Origin of the sequence: Paenibacillus sp. JJ-100, assembly GCF_948329825.1 — a bacterium.
Lineage (GTDB): Bacteria > Bacillota > Bacilli > Paenibacillales > Paenibacillaceae > Paenibacillus.
The window spans coordinates 277,963-296,221 of the sequence record NZ_CAOJCM010000001.1 but is presented as its reverse complement, the minus strand read 5'-3'; the positions used below and the strand labels follow the sequence as shown (position 1 = coordinate 296,221).

Below are 18,259 nucleotides of genomic sequence, written 5' to 3'. Positions count from 1 at the left end.
AATCAGGAATGTAAAATGTTATTCAGCACTTCCTGAACCTCTTCCAACTCCCCAGAAGGGACGCGGATCTCATATTGCTGCTTGGATAAACTGATGGGACGGGTCTGTACCAGAAAACCTTCTTCCGAAAGCTTGGTCTTGATTTTGTCCGCAACCTTTGCTGTCGGCGCAATGTAAATCACCGTCCACATGCCTTGTCCGCCCCCTAAGCTAATGTTCAGAGCCCGTATATTGGACTAATGATACCATACCTCCGTTTTTTTCTGCAAGAAAGGGTTAGAGACCTTACGGGAGAAAATCGGATTATTCGGGACATTGCTACCTGCGTAGTGAGCCAATTGGTCATGGTTATCTGATTACATTCGCAGACATCATCAGGTAGTTAAAAACTTTTCAGGGCAGCTACAGCTGCCCTGAATTTATTAAACAAGTTACGAATTAACACTGTAAACTCACATAAAAAGCGCGGTCTTATCGTTCCGAAAGATATTGTTTGGCTTTAATATTTTTATGTGCAATCCGGGCAGAAGCTGCAGCCGCAAGACCCGCGACCAGATCATCCAGAAAAACATGAACAGCTGCTTTTTGTTCATTGAGATCATGAATTACTCCGATCTTCTCTTTATCAAGATAGCCGAAACTGGTTAAACCAATCATGCCATACACATGCGTTATACCTAAAGCCAGAGTCTCGTCCACCCCGTACAAGGACTCATCTGCTTCCATAATCGCTTGCAGTGGTTGAGGCAACAATTTCTTCTCCGCTAACTCATCAAGCGCAATACCGGTGTAGAGTGTATACTGAACTTCTCTTTTTTGCAAAACGGATTTCACGCTAGTTACGCAGTCGTCCATAGTCAATTCCGGATGGTACTTTTTTTGCAGACGATATACAATTTCAGCGATGGCATCAATCTGTACCCCCCGCCGGGCCAGCATAGCTTCCACGATTTCATAGGACATATCTCGACCTCCCGCATCAATCGCCCGAGGATCTCAAGGCCTCCGGTGTTCTCAAGTGTATGCAACAAACTACCAAAATGTTCATAAAATGTACGAATGTAATGGAGCAAGGTCGCTACGACCAGATCAAGCCAGATAAGATCGCAGATATCGCCAGATACCGCTAGATAATGTACAGAAAAAAAAGATGTCCGGCAACCTCTTCTGTGAGCTGCGGACATCTTCGCTGAAGTTGGTCTGTCTCCTTCAGCTTTTATTTAATTTTGACTGTGCCTTCACCAAGCATTTTCTCCATTTCGGAGAACAGAGCCGGTGAAGGTTTGATCCGGTAGGCATCGCTCAGGGCGAGCAGCTTCTGATGCTGCTCGTAGAAGAGCACCGTCGCCACCGGGCCGGGGTGCTGCTGGAGCAGCTCTTTGAGTCGCACCAGCAGTTCGGGCTTCTCGGCCTGTGGGGTGAGCTTCACGAACACCCGCTGCTCGGCCCCGCGTGGCGTGCGGCTCGCCCCCGCTGCGCTGCCAGCCGCAGCAGGCCCGCGGCTTCCGCTAGCACGCGCAGCGGAAGCATCATCGCCTGCGCTGCTGCGCTGCGCTGCGGCTCCCGCGCCTACCGGCCGCTGCGGCGAAGCCGCCTGCGCCGGGCGCGGAGCGCTGCCGCTGCCGGGCTTACTGCGCCGGTCGCGGCTGCGCAGCTGCTGTTCCAGTGCCGCCGGTGTCAGCGGCGCCACTTCCTCAGCCAGCAGCTTAAACCCTTCGTCCTGCTGCTGCACCTTGGCACGCACGACGAGCAGTTCCCCTTTCCCGACATGCTGCTGGCTTCGCCGCCATACCTCGGGAAAGAGAACCACTTCACAGCGTTCGACCTGGTCTTCCAGCTCCATGAACGCCATAGCCTTGCCTTGTTTCGTCGTAATCGACTTCACAGACACCACCATTCCTGCGGCGACAGCCATCGTATCGTCAGCCGCTTCCGTCAACTCCATGATTCGATCAGCGCCACTGGATAACAGAATATCTTCGAAATCATCCAAAGGGTGACCAGACAGGTACAGGCCAAGCAATTCTCGCTCCAGCTCCAATTGTTGACTCGCCGAGAACGGGGGAATTTCAGGATACTCGATCTCCCAGTTTGGTGTCTCGACAAAGTCAAAGAGCTGAATCTGCAAGTCTTCACGTTCTTTACGCCATTTCAGTGCAGCCTCCACCGTCTCGTCTAACATGGCGAGCAATTGAGCGCGGTGTCCGGGCAAGCTGTCGAACGCTCCAGCCTGAATCAGTGATTCAATGACTCTTTTATTGCACACCCTCAGGTCAACACGGCGACAAAAATCGAGCAGACTGTCGAACGGTCTTTCTTGTCTCACAGCCATAATGCTCTCCATGGCCTGCGTACCGACATTTTTCACGGCAGCGAGTCCAAAACGAATCGCTCCAGCAGAAGAGGCTTTAACTGTTCTCCATTGCTCAGGGCCGAGATGTCGTCCAGATGCTTCGGGGTCAGGCATGGCAGACGCCCCCTGCCAACCATACCCGCTCCCCTCTTCTTCGGGCATAGGTCCTGGATCATCCGGCAACGGAACCTCACTGTTCTCATGTTCGCCATAATGATCATGGAGCGCATCATAACGAGCGTCATCTACTCCCTCTGACCCTTCTATCGTCCCTGCCTGCACATCCTTAAGTTTGTCTTCGACTACCTCCCCGTGAGCGCCTGGATCACCATTTTCATGCGTTACCTCCATACCAGAGGAGGCAAACACAGGCGTAAACAAAATCCCGCTCTCGTTCACATCAGGTGGAAGCACATCAATCTGCATATGACGGCATTCGACTACATATTCTGCAACTTTGCGGTGACTGCCCATAACGGCCGTAAGCATGGAGGCCATGAATTCCACCGGGTAATGCGCCTTGAGATATGCCGTTTGGAAGGCAAGTACACCATACGCAGCTGCGTGAGCACGCGGGAAACCGTAGTTGGCAAATTTAACGATCATATCGTAGACAAGATCTGCTTCAGCTTCGCTGTACCCTTGCTTCAGACTGCCCTGTACAAAGTGACCTCGTTCCAGATCGAGAACTTCTCTCTTCTTTTTCGACACAGCTCTGCGAAGCAAGTCCGCTTCTCCCAAAGAGAAACCTGCCATTCGGGAAGCAATCTGCATGATCTGCTCCTGATAGACAATAATGCCATACGTATCTTTCAGAATCGGTTCCAGATCATGATGTGGATAATCGATTTCGATCTGACCGTGTTTACCTTGAACATATTTGGAGATGAACTCCATTGGACCTGGACGATACAATGCCAATACAGAGATAATATCTTCAAATACACTTGGCTTCATCTCTTTCAAAACCCGGCGCATCCCTGCAGACTCTAACTGGAAAACGCCCATCGTATCCCCACGCCCAAGCATCTCATACGTGGTGGGATCATCATCGGGAATTCGCGTGAAATCAGGAACCGCTGCACGTTCTCCGATCCAATTCAGGCATCGTTCAATAATAGAAAGCGTACGAAGACCAAGGAAATCCATTTTGAGCAACCCGATGGATTCCAGATTTTCCATAGAATACTGGGTCAGTGCTGTCCCTTCGCTACCCTCCTGGAGAGGAACTGCATCCGTTAACAGATCGCGAGATATAACTACTCCTGCGGCGTGTGTAGATGCATGGCGGGGCATACCCTCAACTTTCATCGCCATATCAAGAAGCTCACGTGTCTTCGGCTTCGTTTCGTACAATGCCTTCAGTTCAGGTGATGCTTCCATTGCGCGTTCGATGTTAATACCAAGCTGCGCAGGAATCAGCTTCGCAGCTTTGTCCACTTCACCATATGGCACATTCAGTGCCCGTCCAACATCACGAACGGCAGCCCTAGCCGCCATCGTTCCAAACGTAATAATCTGCGCAACGTGGGCTTTTCCATATTTCTCTGCTACGTAATCAATAACCTCATCACGCCGCTCATCACTGAAATCGATATCGATATCGGGCATGGATATCCGCTCGGGATTCAAGAACCGCTCAAAGAGTAGATTATATTTTATCGGATCTACATCCGTAATACGCAGTGTATACGCAACGAGACTTCCCGCAGAAGATCCCCGACCCGGGCCAGTAACAATGCCCTGCTTGTGTGCATAAGCGATAAAATCCCATACGATCAAGAAATAATCAGAGAATCCCATACTATCGATAACACTCAGCTCATAGTCTAATCGTTGTTCAAGTTCTGCTCGAAGCACAGGATCATTCCAACGCTCAGAGTCGGCATATCGCGATTGCATTCCTTCCTCACACAGCTGACGCAGATACGCTGAAGGGCTCAGCCCTTCAGGCAGCGGACGGTATTCTGGCAAGATGGATTTGCCAAATTCCAGCTCCAGTTCACAGGCTTCCGCAATGCGCAGCGTATTGGCAACAGCCTCCGGCACGTGGGGGAATAAACGGGCCATTTGCTCCCCGCTCTTCAGAAATAGCTGGTTCGTTCCGATCCGCAACCGTGTTTCGTCGTCTACCGTTTTGCCTGTCCCGATACAAATCAGTACATCCTGTAGTTCTGCATCCTCTTCCGACAGATAATGAGCATCATTGGTTGCCACCAGTGGAATCTCCAGTTCTGCAGCCAGTTTGATTAGCTGCGGGTTAACTCTTTTTTGCTCAGCCAATCCATGATCCTGCAGTTCCAGATAAAAGTCGGGTCCAAAAATCTGTTTGTAACGCATCGCAGCTCGCCGTGCCTCTTCTTCACGTCCGTGTAGCAGATGCTGAGGCACTTCCCCACCCAGACAGGCGCTTAGGCAGATAATGCCTTCATGATGCGCAGCCAGACTTTCCATATCAATCCGCGGTTTATAATGAAAGCCCTCAAGATGTCCAATGGAGCATAACTTCATTAAGTTACGATAACCTGTCATATTTTTGGCCAGCAAAATTAAATGGTAAATGGGCTGGTCCTTGCGGCTTCCCCGTTCTTTCCGGGAACCGGCCGTCATATATGCCTCGCAACCAATAATCGGTTTAATTCCACGTTCCACGCAGGCTTTATAAAATGGAATTGCACCGTACATCACGCCATGATCGGTCAGCGCTAGTGTCGTCATTCCGAGATCAGCGGCTTTATCCACGAGATCCGGAATGCGCGCAGCGCCGTCCAGCAAACTATATTCACTGTGAACATGCAAATGCACAAAAGAACTCATGTTTTTTACTTCCTTTCCCCGATTACAGCGGCAGTTCTACACGGTTGTGTTCTGTGCCGCCTTAATGTATCTCAGAATGTCCATCATCCGAACCATCCAGATTCGTTGAATCATGCACTTATATATGATTGCATTAAAAATCGAATTCTCTATATAAATGAAAAAGAGTTTATTATTCTATTTTATCATAACGTCAGGGGGCTCGCCCATACAATAGAAGTACAAGCTGCTCCCCTGTTGCGAACCAAAGACAGGAGGTATGCTGCTGGGTTTGAAAGGGGTGTTGCGGGTGAGCACTTTTTTATCCAAAGCCATTCTTGACTTTTTTATCGCATTCGGAATCGTGCTGGGCGGCGCGATGATTGGCGGCATAGGTGCGGTGATTTCGCTGCAGCCTCCCACACAGACCATGCTCGACATTTCCAGCAAGATCAAGATTTGGGCCCTTGCTGCCGCTGTAGGCGGTACCATTGATCCCATGCGTGTGATCGAGAGCAATTTTCTGGATGGTAACCTGTCTCCGGCGGTCAAACAAATTCTTTATCTCATTTCAGCTTTTATGGGTGCTCATATGGGAACTGAACTTGTGAAATGGGTGTGCGGTGGAGGTCGGGGTTAATATGATCTGTGATGATCCTGCATGAGACTGCCCCCTTTTTCCCGTTACCGTCCGCTCATGCGCATGACTGCCGTATTCGTGCTGGGAATGATCGCTGGATGTGTCGTGTATAACAGTGTTTTTCATCTAAGCTACAACAAGTTATGGCTGAACAATCAGGAGCTGCAGCTTCAGCTACATCAGCATCAAGAGGATATCAAAACGCTGAAAAAATACAGCAAACGTCAAACTGTTATTAAAGAAATCAAGGTTCGTGCCGAAGATTCCGATAAAGGACCTGATGAGGCCTCACTAAAATTGATGCTGCAAAAACTTGGAGATGAGCTGGAAGTCCTGCGGGGAAGAGATGTATTTAACATCGACGAGTATAGCAAAATGACACGCATCATGCTTCATCAGAAGATTTATAGAGTTCGAGAAAAAGAGTATTCTGTTCAGGTCAAAACGATGCTTGTCATGGAAGGTGTCTTGCAAGTCTGGGTACAGATTCGCGTGCATGTACCAGCTTAAACTTAGGAAAACTGCAAAAAACTGCCCTTGTCTGTATGTGCACGTGATACAATAAGGGCAGTATATGTTTTTCAGAAAAGGAGCTGCTTCTGCGTGTTGATCGAAGTATTCAAGTATCTGCTGATCGCCCTCTTCGCAATCACTATGATCTGTTCTGCGCTGAACAGTATTCGTTCACGCCGGACTCCTGACCCTAATGCTGCGGGTTTGTATCGTTCCTGGACGAATATCTGGATGGGATGTATGCTCATCGTTCTCGCCCTGATTCTGATGTTTGTTTTCACTGGTTCCACATTATCTGTTGTTGTGGAAGCGCTCTTTCTGGTGATGGGTGCCTATAATGTATTTGCGGGGATTCGTAATCGCAGTTATTATGCCAGACTCAAGCAACGCTCCAGCGATGCAACAGCTTAACCTTTGTACCATTCGAAAGATTTCGGTACGAATCAGATTTCGACAAAAAAGAGAGTATGCCCGAAGATCCGGGGTGAATAAGGTAGACCGTATACACGTCTCAGCATATCCGTTACCTAAGCATGGTGATCTTAACATGTGATATAGCAGATAACGGTTACCTTATCCCCTATTCGGGTTCTTTTCTTTTTCGAGCATTACGTGTGATCGATCGATTGCAGAGTCATGACTGCTTTGCAAACGACACTGCCTTCACGCGTGATGACGATGTCCATTTTGCATGTCCGGCGGCTCGTCTCCAGAATCATTGGACGTACCATAATTTGGTCTTCGATCTGAACGGGGCGCACAAAATAAGTCGTTACATTGTCAACCATATGGTCGTTGCCGGTAACATCCCAAGCCGCTCTTCGTGCAGCCTGTGTCATCACATTCAACAGTACGCCTTCCGAGATCGTACCCAAATCTGTGGCCATCTGAGGAATAATGAAGCCATGGAACAGCAGTTCATTCTGTTCTCCGCGTTCCTCCGCAAATCCGTTCCAGATCAGATGATCAAAGGTCTCGCCAAGCTGGGGCTGCTTCTGTGCATCTCGCATCGCCTGCAGCACGTCTTTACGTGTAACGGATGCTATAAGCTTGCGGTTACGATCCACTATGGGCAAAAAGTCGATCCCTTCCCAAGTCATAATCTGAGCAGCCGAAGCAAGAGACGTTTGCAGCGAAGCTGTAATTGGACGGCGAACAACACATTTTTCAATGTTCTGATCCGGCTGCAATTCACTGACATCCTTCAGACTTACGATACCAATGACCCGATTCCATTCATCTACGACGGGAAAACGGTGCTCTCCTGTCTCCGACACCAACATATGGAAATCTGCGGCAGAACTTGTCACTTTGAGCATCTGAAGACGGGGTTTCTGCCCGATAATATCTTCAACCAGCATGATTTTTTTCTTGATCAGCCTGTCAAAGATCGCACGATTAATCATGGAGGCCACCGTAAAGGTGTCATGTCTGGACGATATAATCGGTAGACCAAGTTCATCGGCTTTAATCCTCACGTCTCTGCTTGTACCGAAGCCACCGGTAATCAATACCCCCGCACCCTGTTCCAGCGCGAGAGCGTGCGCATCTTCCCTGTTACCGACAATCAGTAAGCTGCCAGCATCAATGTAACGGGCCATCGCTTGTTCCTTCATCGCCCCAATCACATACTTATGCAATGGTTTGGTCAGTCCTTCATTACCACCCAGCACATGTCCCTCCACTATGGTGACAACATCAGCAAAGGTTAGCTGCTCCGACATTCCTCGAGGTCTTTTCTCGATTCGCACGGTCCCAATTCGCTCTTTTGTCACGACCAGTCCGAAGTTCTCCGCTTCTTTTACCGCACGGTAAGCTGTTCCTTCACTTACTCCCAATTCACGCGCGAGCCCGCGTACCGAGATTTTGCTACCTACCTTCAACTGTTCGATATGCTGTAAAAGCTGCTCATGCTTCGTTACATTTTCTTCCTGTCCGTCCATCTGTACCACCCCTAAGGTTTCATCTGTACTATACTGTACCTATTATAACACGTCACAAGGTAAATAACCCCATCTGGCATCCGAACCTATTATGCAAAAATAAAAGGCTAATTGACTTCGTGTTGGAAGTCATTAGCCCTGGATAACGCCTAAGATCATTTTGGTTATATGGTGCAAGATAATCGTATTCTCACTTTCAGGGCTGAATATAGAAATAAGACCGAACCCCCGTGAACTCCAGGATTTCGGTCTACCTATGCCTACTTATACGGATTTGCTTCTCTCCTGCTTATCCAGCAGTTTCATCTCCCACTGCCGCAATTTCGCGCGGCGTACAGCCTCCAGCGCACGTTTCTTCTCTTCATCCACGCCAAGAATGAAATGCAGGTGAGCACCTACGATTAACAGGGAAAACAGCACCCATACGATGCCAAAAATATTAACCCAATCCATTCCACCGGCAAAGGAAATGCGCGGAAGTGCAATAACTAGCATCGACAGTGCGATCAGCAGATAGATGACATGTTTTGTTTTTTTCAACCTCTTCACCATTCACAGCTCCTTCGTTCCATATATAGCTAGTCTATGAACGATTCAGAGCCAATATGAGAGGTTTGGAGAAAAAACGGGACAAGTATTTCTGATTAAGCTTGTGCTCCACCATACAGATGAGCCAAGCTGTCTGCGATAATTTTGTTCACATCTTCGATGATCACACTGAGGCGGCGCTCGGCATCAAACAGGCGACGAATATTCAGGTTCAGACTCAACACCTCGAAGAGTTTCTCCATTTTTTCCATCTCGTCCGGTGCCGGCATATCTCCACTCATCATGCGCTGTTGCAATTCCATCTGCTGATTACGGAAGTTGTCCAGCATCGCTTTTGCCTCCGGATCAGCCTCAATCAATTTCATCGCAGAAGTAATCTCTTCTACCTCACTGCTTTCTCTCATTGCTTTTGCCAGATCATTCGCTTTGTCATAAATATTCATTATTATTCCTCCTCTAATTGGTTGTTCATCCGTGTCAGAACACGCATTTATGCTTTCAAACAAAAGGTACTGGATCATGTGGCTCGAAAACGCCCCGAATCAAACACATTAATTCCGGTTGGGTCAATCACCAAGGGGTATATGTCCTCATATGATGAAGCACATGCCATGTTCAGATGCCGTTCAACTTCAAGATCAGACATCAAGCTGCCGCCCGGAAGGAGATCCGTGATGTCCACTAAAAAAGTAACGATACAGGTTACCGGCTCGGGCATCCTGCAGGACGACGTCATCATGCTGGGCGAAGGGGTGCTTAAAACGCTTAAAATTCCTTCGGGAAGACCTCTTCAGCTGCAATTCGGTTCTTACCGCCGGGAAGTTACTGTTATTCCGGTTCCTCGGTATGACGGACTACGACTCAATCAAACGGTAGCCAGCAAAACCGGCCTTGTCCCCCGTTCGGTCCTGAGGGTATCATACCGTGCTTCCAGCCATACGCTTCGCCTTGGCCCTTACATCAGCGTCATGATTAGCCGAGATTATCCCGATCAGCCTGATCGGCCCTTTGGCTCGATAACGATGTTCTGCCAAGAATTAGTGCATGCCTGCCGAAAACAGGGCGCCTATGTATCCTTTTTCACACCGGAGGACATCGGAACAGTATCCGACTCCATGAAAGGTTGGATCTATGATGACGGCTGGAAAAAGACCGTTCTGCCTATAGCAGATGTGGTCAATAACCGGCTCACGTCTCGCAAACTCGAGAACAAACCTAGCGTACAGCATTTTATGAAAGAAGTAAAATCACTCTATGGCACACACACCTTTAATGAAAAGTTTCTCGACAAAAATGAGGTGTTTGACGCACTTAAATCTATCCCGACACTTAAACGGGTGCTGCCCGAGTCTCACCTCCTCAAATCGTCGGCCATCCTCAAAACGATGTGCCAACGTCATCCCGTCATTTTTCTAAAACCGGTGCGTGGTTCACTGGGTAAAGGTATTATCCGTGTGTCACGCCAGCCTGACGGAGGTTATCTGACTCTAGCGACAAGTGTCGGAGGTACTCGCAAACAAACGTATGCTTCTTTGGATAAACTGTATGCCAGTATGTCTGGAAAAATGAAAACAACACGTTATCAGATCCAGCAAGGGCTGACGCTCATTGATAACAGTGGTAGACCCGTTGATTTTCGCGCACTGGTGCAGAAAAACAAAACAGGCAAATGGAGCGTAACGTCCATCGTTGCCCGTATTGCAGGCGGCAGTCATTACGTCTCCAATCTGGCGCGAGGCGGAAGTCTCAGCACCGTCAAAGAAGCCGTAGCCAAAACACAACTATCTGCCGCCGCCAGAGCTTCGGCGTATGCAGGGTTGCATACGGCTGCGCTGGATATCGCCAAAGGTATCGAGAGTGCGATTCCTGCCCATTTCGGTGAACTGGGCATTGATCTGGCGCTGGACACCAGTGGCCGTGTATGGCTGCTTGAAGTGAACTCCAAACCTTCTAAAAATGACAATACACCACTGAGCGAGAGCAAAATTCGTCCTTCAGTCAAAGCTATGCTGGAGTACTCCACTTACCTGGCCGGATTCCGAAGTTAATTCTCATGAAGGAGGTACAGCATCATGTTGACATTATCCCATAACAACACCATAGCTATTTTAGTCCGCGAAGCACCAGGCTCACCTCCCTTCACAGATGAACGCTTCTGCCGTCGGCTCAGTGTAGAAGGTCCGCGATACGGGCTGCGAATCATCGTCATCCCGATTCCGTCCAAATTAACGGGGAGAAGTCTTAGCAGAGGATACACCTATGAACAGAAGCAATGGAGATCCGTTCCTCTTCGACCAATGGCTCTGATGATGAACCGTTGCCTCGGACCTCTCTCCAAAAACGTAAAGCAACAGCTGGAACAATATCTACCTCCTGGATACAGTCTACGGCAGCGCAGCTGGTCAGCCGCCCTTCCTGGCAAATGGGAAGTTCATCGCACGTTGTCCAGATGTAGCATACTTCGTAAACTACTTGTTCCAACATCCCGTGCAAAGTCACCTATTCCCTGGGAAATATGGCTTGCTCGGTGGCCCAAAGGTTTATTTTTCAAACCCGAATCAGGAACTCATGGCAAGAACACCTTTCGCTTATCTGTGGCAGATCCCCCATCTGTCTGGTGCGCCGAAGGTCGTAATACAACCAACGAACCTTTTCATCTGACATTTCAACAAGCATCGGACGTATCTTCCTGGCTGGAATCACATCAGGCTGTACAAAAGATGATTGTGCAGCCTTATCTGGAGCTTAGCCATTATGGAAGGGCGTTTGACATAAGGGCGCTGGTGCAAAAAAACGGGCAAGGCCGCTGGACACTGACCGGTTGCATGGTTCGGGAAGGTCCTGACAATTCACTCACCTCAAATCTTCACGGCGGGGGCACAGCCTATCCTGCAGATGCATATCTTAATGAACGTTACGGCGAAGATCTGGCTGCGTCGCTCCTAAAACAGATTAGCCATACTGCTTCTCTCATTCCAACGCTGCTGGAAAGCCGCTTCGGAAGACTTGGAGAACTTGGACTTGATTTTGGAGCAGATGTACACGGCCAGTTGTGGCTAATTGAAGTGAACTCCAGACCAGGCCGCACCTCATTTGCGAATGCGGAAGACGAACGCATGCATGCCCTGACATATACACAGCCGCTTGCTTACGCCCGTTATCTGCTGCAACAACATATTCTCGCGGACGTCTCACGTCCAATGAAAATGCCGAATTCGTCCAGCAAAGCTGGCCTGAAACGCATCCTGATTCCAGGCGGCTGAGCTCTGCAATGCCAATGCCTGCTTGCCATGGAACACAAGGATTTTTTCAGGATAGGAGGATAAATCATGAGTTTGACCTTTTGTAATCTGCATTTCACCCAAAAACCCGAAAAAGTAGTGTACGTATCGAATGCTTTAATGAAAAGTCTGAACCTATCCGGCAAAAAGACCATACACCTGCGTTTTGGACGTGATCGCGTGCCTGCCACCATCAAACCTATCCGCAAAGCCGGGAAACATTTGTATCTAGCATCAGGCATCCGTAATTTAATGAACGTTCCGAAACGCGGTAGTATTTATCTTCGCAACCTTCAGAATGATGAAGTACAGCTAGGCCCGCTCATCGGTGTGTTATCCGACGGTTCCGCTTCACTTTCAAATCCATTTGGTTCCCGCACCGGATTTATCAAACAGTTGCTCCGTGAAGGGAGCCGTAAATCTTATATTTATGCCTTCACTCCGCGGGATATCAATTGGCAGAACGAGACGGTTTCCGGTTACTTTCTCAATGAGAGTGGCAACTTCATGCGTAGAACGGTGCCACTGCCCGATGTAGTCTACAATCGTTTACCAAGCCGTCGTTCTGACTTTTCACCGGCGATTAATCAACTACGGGAACGGTTTATCCGCCGCAAAATTCCTTTTTTCAACTGGAGTTTCTTCAACAAATCAGATATTTACAAATTGCTGGAGAATGAGCCGACCGCAGGGCGTTATATTCCTGAATCCATCACCAATCCCACTGTCGAACAGATGAAAGAAATGCTGGAACGGCATCAGTTTGTTTATTACAAACCAACCGCAGGAAGCCTCGGTAATGGAATATATCGTTTAACCTATTCACCCAAACGTGGATATTTTGCACGTTATCGCAAAAAAAGCGGAAATGCTCTCCTGCGCTTCGGTTCGTTTAATAGTTTGATGCGCATGCTGCAAGGCCGACACGGGAAACAGCTGCGCGGCTATGTTGTTCAACAGGGAATACGACTGATCGAGATTGATGACTGTCCTATTGATTTTCGTTTCCACATGCACAAAAACGGAAACAATCAGTGGGTTGTTGTCGGCATTGGCGCCAAAAAGGCGGGACGAGGAAGTGTTACGACCCACATTAAAAATGGCGGCTCTCTAATGACCCCTGAATATGCGCTCAGCCGCAATTTCGGGGAACGTGCGGGCGAGGTTCTCCAGCAGGCGAAATCCGTCGCTATTACACTGGCCCAGGCAATTGAATCCCAGCACCAGCATCTAATTGGTGAGATTGGCTTTGACCTGGGCATTGATCAGGAGGAACATGTATGGATGTTCGAAGCGAACGCCAAACCCGGGCGCTCCATCTTCCGTCACCCTTCACTCCGGTTGGAGGGAAAATCGTCGGTGGAACACATTTTGGAGCATTGCCTGTATTTGAGCAAATTCCGGAAGAAGGAAGGCATTTGATGAGCCTTCATGATGATTTCAAACCTGTAATCGCTGTGCTCACCATGCATGATCAACAGCGCCTATTCAGAGGGAATCATCAAAATTTCCAAGATATTTTGCAAACAGGCGAAAGTATGGGCTACACCGTTTATATTGTAACAGTCCGTGACCTTAATGTGACTGGATCAACAGTGAAAGGATATACGTACAACAAAGGGAGCGGCAAATGGACTTCACAGTCGTTCCCCCTCCCTCATGTGTTATATAACCGTATTCCTAGCCGGGAAGACGAGTGCAAACCTTCGGTCCAGCGGAAAATTGAAGAATGTCTTCAATCCGGGATCGAGCTCTACAACCCGTTCTTTTTCAATAAATGGAATCTGTTTGAGTGGCTGAAGAAATCGAAGTCTACTCAGAAACTGATTCCACATACCCGGCGGATGCGAAGTGCAACGACCCTTGGCAAAGTGCTACAAACCTATCCTTATCTGTACCTTAAGCCAGAGAGTGGCAAGGCAGGTAAGGGGATCATGATGCTCAAGTTTCAAGAAAAAGACAGACTGCCTTATCGGCTTAAAGTACAAAACACCCGAAAAAGTATGACCTATAAAGCAGCCACGTTATCCCGATTATGGGCACGAATTCGTAAAGAAACCGGACATACGCCTTATATTATGCAACAAGGCATTGAACTGGCTTCCTCCCGCAAACGGCCTTTCGATCTTCGTGTGCTTGTGCAGAAGAATGGCAAAGGACAGTGGAGTGTTACCGGAGTCGGTGCAAGACTCGCAGGCTCACGCAGCATCACAACTCATGTGCCTCGCGGGGGTACTGTAGAGGACCCCGAAAAACTGCTCACGGATCTGTTTGGGGAAGAAATGACAACGGTTCTCATGAAACGGGTGAAGTCGACCTCGTTAATGATTGCAAGACAGGTTGAGCGTGGATCGGGACATACGCTTGGTGAAATGTCTATGGATCTTGGCGTAGACGATCTGGGCGAGATCTGGTTCTTTGAAGCCAATGCCAAACCGATGAAATTCGATGAACCTCAGATCAGACGACGTTCACTGGAACGTATTTTCCAGTACAGCGCTTATCTTGCCCGCCAGTCTGTACGATGAAGAACAGAAATACTGTATACAAAGAAGGTGATTACTTGTGTCCTCACCTGTTCTGGGCATTATGACGTTGTACTTAAATGAACACCGCGCTCTGGAAGAACGAAGCATCTATCGCCGAATGATTCTTGAAGGGCGCAAACGGGGACTGGATATTTACGTATTCACACCTGCCGATGTTCATCCTTCGGGCAGGAAGATTGAAGCGATGGTCTATGATGAAACCAAAGGCTGGTCCCGAGAGTGGCGTGCATTCCCGGATCTTATCTTTGACCGATGCCGTATTCAGCGGAATCATCGCTTCAAGCAGTTGCTTGCTTTTCGTGAAAAATACGGACACCTGCTCTTTCTGAACCGACCGCTTCGCAATAAATGGACAATACACCAGACACTTTCCGAAAAAGCGGCATTTCGGCAACATCTACCCGAGACAGTACTGTATCAGGATATGTCCGATGTGAATCGTATGCTGAAGGCTTCCCCCCTCGTCTACCTGAAGCCAATCAACGGCACTGGTGGACGTGGTATTCTGCGTGTCGAGCGCAGTAATAAGGAGGCAAGTACGGTTCTCGTTCAGGGCAGGGATCAGAAACGTCGTATTATTACACCGCGCAAGGTTCATTTGTCGAGGCTCGGTTCCCTGCTCCAGCACTGGAATATGAAAGATAAATATCTTGTGCAAAAAGGAATTCAGCTTCAACTGCCTAACGGAAGAGTCCATGACTACCGGATGTTAGTTCAAAAAAATGGCGAAGGGGTCTGGGAGCTTACAGGATGTGCAGGACGTATGGGGGCAGAGAAGAGTGTGACTTCGAACCTTCACGGCGGCGGTCAGGCTGTTGCAATGCAGCGATTAATGCAACAGTGGATTCCTGAAGAGGAGCTTCGGGAAGAAGTCATTGCTACTGCCGAGAAGTTCGGAATTAACGTGGCTACATTCTTGGAGGATACGTATGGAGATCTCTGCGAACTTGCACTGGATCTGGCGATCGACAAGAACGGACACATCTATCTGCTGGAGGTTAACCCCAAACCTGCCCGTGAAGTCTTCGCCCGAATCGGTGAACGGAGCATCTATTACAAAGCGATCACCCAACCCTTGGAGTATGCCCTATGGGTGTACCGCAACCGTTCTCCACAAGAAGTCAGAAAAAAGACTTTGCCCAGGCCTGCTACTAATAAATCCGCAAAAGTGAGGCGGAATCGAAGGGTAAAATAGACTTCCAAATCACGAGTGATGGGATGGGAACAAATGAAACAGAAGAGGACTAGAGGTGCCGTGTATTCAACCCTCTAATCCTCTTTTTATCGTGATCATTATTGTATATCATAATGGTGTATTCTCAGCATCTACCAGTCCATTGTTCTGACACTAGCTGTGGATGATTCGGTCTGATCTTTATTCTTCTGCCTCTTCATACAGGCGAAGCAGTTCCGTGAAATCCGAAATCAGTGCATCCGATCCGGCCAGTTCTTCGTCTCGACCAAATCCGGCATAGGCACAGCCAATGACGGTCTGGTTGTTCATTTTGCCCGCCTCGACGTCGGAAGAACGATCCCCTACCATCCAAGCATCCTGAATCCGGTGTTTCTGGAGCAGAATCTGTACGAGGTTAATTTTGGAAGGTGTCTTATACTGGCCCGCACTATATACCCCTTCAAACAAAGGCATGATCTCGTGAGCGAACGCAACCCCCTTGACATAATCCTCCAGACCGTTACTGGCAACAAACAGACGAATCCCTTGAGCTTTAAGTGCTTCCAGCGTTTCTTTAACACCAGGATACAGCTTGGAGTTGCCTCCATCTAGCCCCTCAATCTCCAGTTGCAGCAACAACTCATCTGCCCGGCGATGAGCTGCTTCCGAAGCTTCTGGCATAACAATCTTCCAGATGTCCTCAAGAAGCATACCCAGACTGCCAAGCATCCGCTCTTCGGGAGGCGTCTCACCTGCAAAATGGCCTTCTGCACGTAATGTATCAAATAATTGATGGTAGGCAGGCAATAGTAACGTCTCCGTCTGAAACAACGTGCCGTCCATATCAAAAATCATCGCTTCCGGCTTGCGTAATCCCGTTTTTTTCGTCATATCCATAATTCCTTTCGGAGTGGCATTGGTGTATTCGTAATTCTCGGAGATGTCTCCCATTCCATGATAAACATAACATCAAAACGTGTAAACCTTGGGATTGTTAAAGATCACGCGAAAACACTCCCAACATTCAAAAACTTGAAGCTGAGAGTGTTCTTAAAATTATTGTTGTAACACCAAAAAATCATTGAGCTTGTTATTGGTATCTACATCGGCAGGATCTTTGAGCCACTGAGTCATCAATTGCTGCAACGTCTTTATCTCCTCAGCAGATAGTTTATGAGAATATTCAGGATAATCTCTGAAAAAACGCTCTAGGTTCAGAGTCACATTACCCACCATAGGCTCTTTTTGAAAATATGTTGTACCCGAAGCTAACGCACTTAATTTAGACGAAGCATTCTGATACTGAAGAATATTCTCTTCAAGTCCCTGTCTTGTGTTCTCCCCTAATTGTTTTTGAATGTTTTCTGCATGCATAGTAAAAGATTGATTTATTTTATCCTGCAAACGACCAAATTGAGTATTTGTATTGAAAAGCATATAGACCACTACCGAATTGGAGAGAAACAGTAAGATAATGATAGACCAAAGCCACTTTTTCGCTCTCAACTGTATCACTTCCTTAAAAATTATTTATATTGTATCTGAGCGAAACTATCGACTTCCGAAAATTTATCTTGCTGACTTAAAGATAATGAACCACCGATAGGAATAGATACACTTGGAGAAACTGAAAAAACTTTTTCTTGGTGTCTGTAGTAGCCTAAAGTGTCATAAAAGGAATTTAAATTCCACTTACCGCCCTCTCTCGGCTTGACAGTAAAGCTTAGATAGCCTCTCTCATCTTTGTAATTCATTGCAGGAGAAAATAGATTAAATTGTGCAGTTACACCGCCAGGATGGTAGCGTAAAGTAGCGTTATTTTCAGAATATTCACGCCAATCCATATTTAGCGGATTATAAGTATCCGTTTTATGAACGAAACTAGCTGTATTGTTAAGAGGTGCAACATTGTTGCTGAGCCCTATAGCAAGAATATCTTCTCTTTTATAATTTGCATTTTTGAGCCATTGAAATCGTACTGAAACTTGTCCGTTATTATTGTAATAAGTCATATTTGTCTCAAGTCTCAGCCATGACGTTGTTGTAGTTTTAGCGTCACCCACACTCAGTGTCGAAATTTCATTCTGTATCTCATTAGCAATTTCCTCAAGAGCTTCTTCTTTTGATACCTTGGTTACAGTGGTACTAATGTTGTCCTCACTATCTCTCATTTGAGTTTTCATTTGAGGATTTTTATTAACTGTGTGTACAAATTTAAAATATTCATCTCTGTTTAATTTAATTCGCGGCTCTTGTGCAAGAAATCTCTCTAAGTCTTGATCGGTTAAGTCCTTTGCAAATTCTGACGAGATCCCGTAACTTTGCACAACTTTTTTTTCTTTCTCAATACGATTACTTTCTTCTGCAAAAACAGATGCAGAAGAGAGTGCAAATAAACACAAAACAAGTATTAACATTTTCACTTTTACCATAATACCCCTCCTTTTTTATGAAAATTGAT

17 protein-coding genes are annotated in these 18,259 nt (G+C 47.5%); 8 read left to right on the top strand and 9 right to left on the bottom strand.

The genetic code is table 11. From position 1 onward, the window contains the following. Window positions 1–2: 2 nt before the first annotated feature. The 3 genes from PQG66_RS01480 to PQG66_RS01470 form a co-directional block, all read right to left on the bottom strand. Window positions 3–191: a glutamate decarboxylase gene (locus PQG66_RS01480; protein ID WP_272034348.1), complete on the bottom strand. Its 189-nt coding sequence runs from the start codon at window positions 189–191 to the stop codon at window positions 3–5. Between the two features lie 280 nt (window positions 192–471). Continuing rightward, window positions 472–963: a phosphatidylglycerophosphatase A family protein gene (locus PQG66_RS01475; protein ID WP_272034346.1), complete on the bottom strand. Its 492-nt coding sequence runs from the start codon at window positions 961–963 to the stop codon at window positions 472–474. Window positions 964–1,216: 253 nt separating this feature from the next. Next, window positions 1,217–5,170 (bottom strand): DNA polymerase III subunit alpha, encoded by a 3,954-nt coding sequence (locus PQG66_RS01470; RefSeq protein WP_272034339.1) that lies wholly within the window; start codon window positions 5,168–5,170, stop codon window positions 1,217–1,219. A gap of 289 nt (window positions 5,171–5,459) precedes the next feature. Here PQG66_RS01470 and PQG66_RS01465 point away from each other — a divergent pair, with 289 nt between their 5' ends. The 3 genes from PQG66_RS01465 (at window position 5,460) to PQG66_RS01455 (ending at window position 6,713) form a co-directional block, all read left to right on the top strand. Beyond that, window positions 5,460–5,789 (top strand): YtrH family sporulation protein, encoded by a 330-nt coding sequence (locus tag PQG66_RS01465; RefSeq protein WP_272034333.1) that lies wholly within the window; start codon window positions 5,460–5,462, stop codon window positions 5,787–5,789. A 21-nt stretch (window positions 5,790–5,810) separates the two neighbouring features. After that, window positions 5,811–6,299, top strand: a complete 489-nt coding sequence (locus tag PQG66_RS01460) for a hypothetical protein (RefSeq protein WP_272034331.1) — start codon at window positions 5,811–5,813, stop codon at window positions 6,297–6,299. A 93-nt stretch (window positions 6,300–6,392) separates the two neighbouring features. Then, window positions 6,393–6,713, top strand: coding sequence for a YtpI family protein (locus tag PQG66_RS01455; protein WP_272034328.1), 321 nt, complete (start codon window positions 6,393–6,395; stop codon window positions 6,711–6,713). A gap of 197 nt (window positions 6,714–6,910) precedes the next feature. Here the strand turns inward: PQG66_RS01455 and PQG66_RS01450 are convergent, their stop codons facing one another. The 3 genes from PQG66_RS01450 to PQG66_RS01440 form a co-directional block, all read right to left on the bottom strand. Further along, window positions 6,911–8,245: a DRTGG domain-containing protein gene (locus PQG66_RS01450; protein WP_272034326.1), complete on the bottom strand. Its 1,335-nt coding sequence runs from the start codon at window positions 8,243–8,245 to the stop codon at window positions 6,911–6,913. A 264-nt stretch (window positions 8,246–8,509) separates the two neighbouring features. Continuing rightward, on the bottom strand, window positions 8,510–8,797 hold the full coding sequence (locus PQG66_RS01445; protein ID WP_440131244.1) for a hypothetical protein: 288 nt from the start codon (window positions 8,795–8,797) through the stop codon (window positions 8,510–8,512). Between the two features lie 92 nt (window positions 8,798–8,889). Continuing rightward, a complete protein-coding gene (locus tag PQG66_RS01440) occupies window positions 8,890–9,237 on the bottom strand; it encodes a YlbF family regulator (protein ID WP_272034324.1) in 348 nt (115 codons plus the stop codon). Between the two features lie 231 nt (window positions 9,238–9,468). Between PQG66_RS01440 and PQG66_RS01435 the strand changes: the two genes are divergently transcribed. The 5 genes from PQG66_RS01435 to PQG66_RS01415 all read left to right on the top strand — a co-directional run bounded on the left by PQG66_RS01435 (window position 9,469) and on the right by PQG66_RS01415 (window position 15,819). Next, window positions 9,469–10,842 (top strand): YheC/YheD family endospore coat-associated protein, encoded by a 1,374-nt coding sequence (locus tag PQG66_RS01435; RefSeq protein WP_272034322.1) that lies wholly within the window; start codon window positions 9,469–9,471, stop codon window positions 10,840–10,842. Window positions 10,843–10,866: 24 nt separating this feature from the next. After that, window positions 10,867–12,057 (top strand): YheC/YheD family endospore coat-associated protein, encoded by a 1,191-nt coding sequence (locus tag PQG66_RS01430; RefSeq protein WP_272034320.1) that lies wholly within the window; start codon window positions 10,867–10,869, stop codon window positions 12,055–12,057. Between the two features lie 66 nt (window positions 12,058–12,123). Then, window positions 12,124–13,497 carry a YheC/YheD family endospore coat-associated protein gene (locus PQG66_RS01425; RefSeq protein ID WP_272034318.1) on the top strand — a complete coding sequence of 458 codons (1,374 nt, stop codon included), beginning with the start codon at window positions 12,124–12,126 and terminating at the stop codon, window positions 13,495–13,497. Beyond that, on the top strand, window positions 13,497–14,603 hold the full coding sequence (locus PQG66_RS01420) for a YheC/YheD family endospore coat-associated protein (RefSeq protein ID WP_272034316.1): 1,107 nt from the start codon (window positions 13,497–13,499) through the stop codon (window positions 14,601–14,603). The genes PQG66_RS01425 and PQG66_RS01420 overlap by 1 nt, the downstream gene beginning before the upstream one ends. 37 nt (window positions 14,604–14,640) lie before the next feature. Beyond that, the gene (locus tag PQG66_RS01415; RefSeq protein WP_272034314.1) at window positions 14,641–15,819 is read left to right on the top strand and encodes a YheC/YheD family endospore coat-associated protein; all 1,179 of its coding nucleotides are present in this window, start codon (window positions 14,641–14,643) and stop codon (window positions 15,817–15,819) included. 180 nt (window positions 15,820–15,999) lie between these two features. On the opposite strand, the gene PQG66_RS01410 is transcribed toward PQG66_RS01415, so the two are convergent. The 3 genes from PQG66_RS01410 to PQG66_RS01400 form a co-directional block, all read right to left on the bottom strand. Continuing rightward, on the bottom strand, window positions 16,000–16,689 hold the full coding sequence (locus PQG66_RS01410; RefSeq protein ID WP_442954989.1) for an HAD family hydrolase: 690 nt from the start codon (window positions 16,687–16,689) through the stop codon (window positions 16,000–16,002). Between the two features lie 165 nt (window positions 16,690–16,854). Next, window positions 16,855–17,304: a hypothetical protein gene (locus PQG66_RS01405; RefSeq protein ID WP_272034312.1), complete on the bottom strand. Its 450-nt coding sequence runs from the start codon at window positions 17,302–17,304 to the stop codon at window positions 16,855–16,857. Window positions 17,305–17,324: 20 nt separating this feature from the next. After that, window positions 17,325–18,230 (bottom strand): hypothetical protein, encoded by a 906-nt coding sequence (locus tag PQG66_RS01400; RefSeq protein WP_272034310.1) that lies wholly within the window; start codon window positions 18,228–18,230, stop codon window positions 17,325–17,327. Window positions 18,231–18,259 lie beyond the last annotated feature (29 nt).

Bases quoted from the DNA above. Each gene is read 5' to 3' on its own strand.
- PQG66_RS01480 (WP_272034348.1), bottom strand. From the start codon at position 191: ATGTGGACGGTGATTTACATTGCGCCGACAGCAAAGGTTGCGGACAAA.
- PQG66_RS01475 (WP_272034346.1), bottom strand. From the start codon at position 963: ATGTCCTATGAAATCGTGGAAGCTATGCTGGCCCGGCGGGGGGTACAG.
- PQG66_RS01470 (WP_272034339.1), bottom strand. From the start codon at position 5,170: ATGAGTTCTTTTGTGCATTTGCATGTTCACAGTGAATATAGTTTGCTG.
- PQG66_RS01460 (WP_272034331.1), top strand. From the start codon at position 5,811: ATGAGACTGCCCCCTTTTTCCCGTTACCGTCCGCTCATGCGCATGACT.
- PQG66_RS01450 (WP_272034326.1), bottom strand. From the start codon at position 8,245: ATGGACGGACAGGAAGAAAATGTAACGAAGCATGAGCAGCTTTTACAG.
- PQG66_RS01445 (WP_440131244.1), bottom strand. From the start codon at position 8,797: ATGGTGAAGAGGTTGAAAAAAACAAAACATGTCATCTATCTGCTGATC.
- PQG66_RS01440 (WP_272034324.1), bottom strand. From the start codon at position 9,237: ATGAATATTTATGACAAAGCGAATGATCTGGCAAAAGCAATGAGAGAA.
- PQG66_RS01435 (WP_272034322.1), top strand. From the start codon at position 9,469: ATGTCCACTAAAAAAGTAACGATACAGGTTACCGGCTCGGGCATCCTG.
- PQG66_RS01430 (WP_272034320.1), top strand. From the start codon at position 10,867: ATGTTGACATTATCCCATAACAACACCATAGCTATTTTAGTCCGCGAA.
- PQG66_RS01425 (WP_272034318.1), top strand. From the start codon at position 12,124: ATGAGTTTGACCTTTTGTAATCTGCATTTCACCCAAAAACCCGAAAAA.
- PQG66_RS01420 (WP_272034316.1), top strand. From the start codon at position 13,497: ATGAGCCTTCATGATGATTTCAAACCTGTAATCGCTGTGCTCACCATG.
- PQG66_RS01410 (WP_442954989.1), bottom strand. From the start codon at position 16,689: ATGACGAAAAAAACGGGATTACGCAAGCCGGAAGCGATGATTTTTGAT.
- PQG66_RS01400 (WP_272034310.1), bottom strand. From the start codon at position 18,230: ATGGTAAAAGTGAAAATGTTAATACTTGTTTTGTGTTTATTTGCACTC.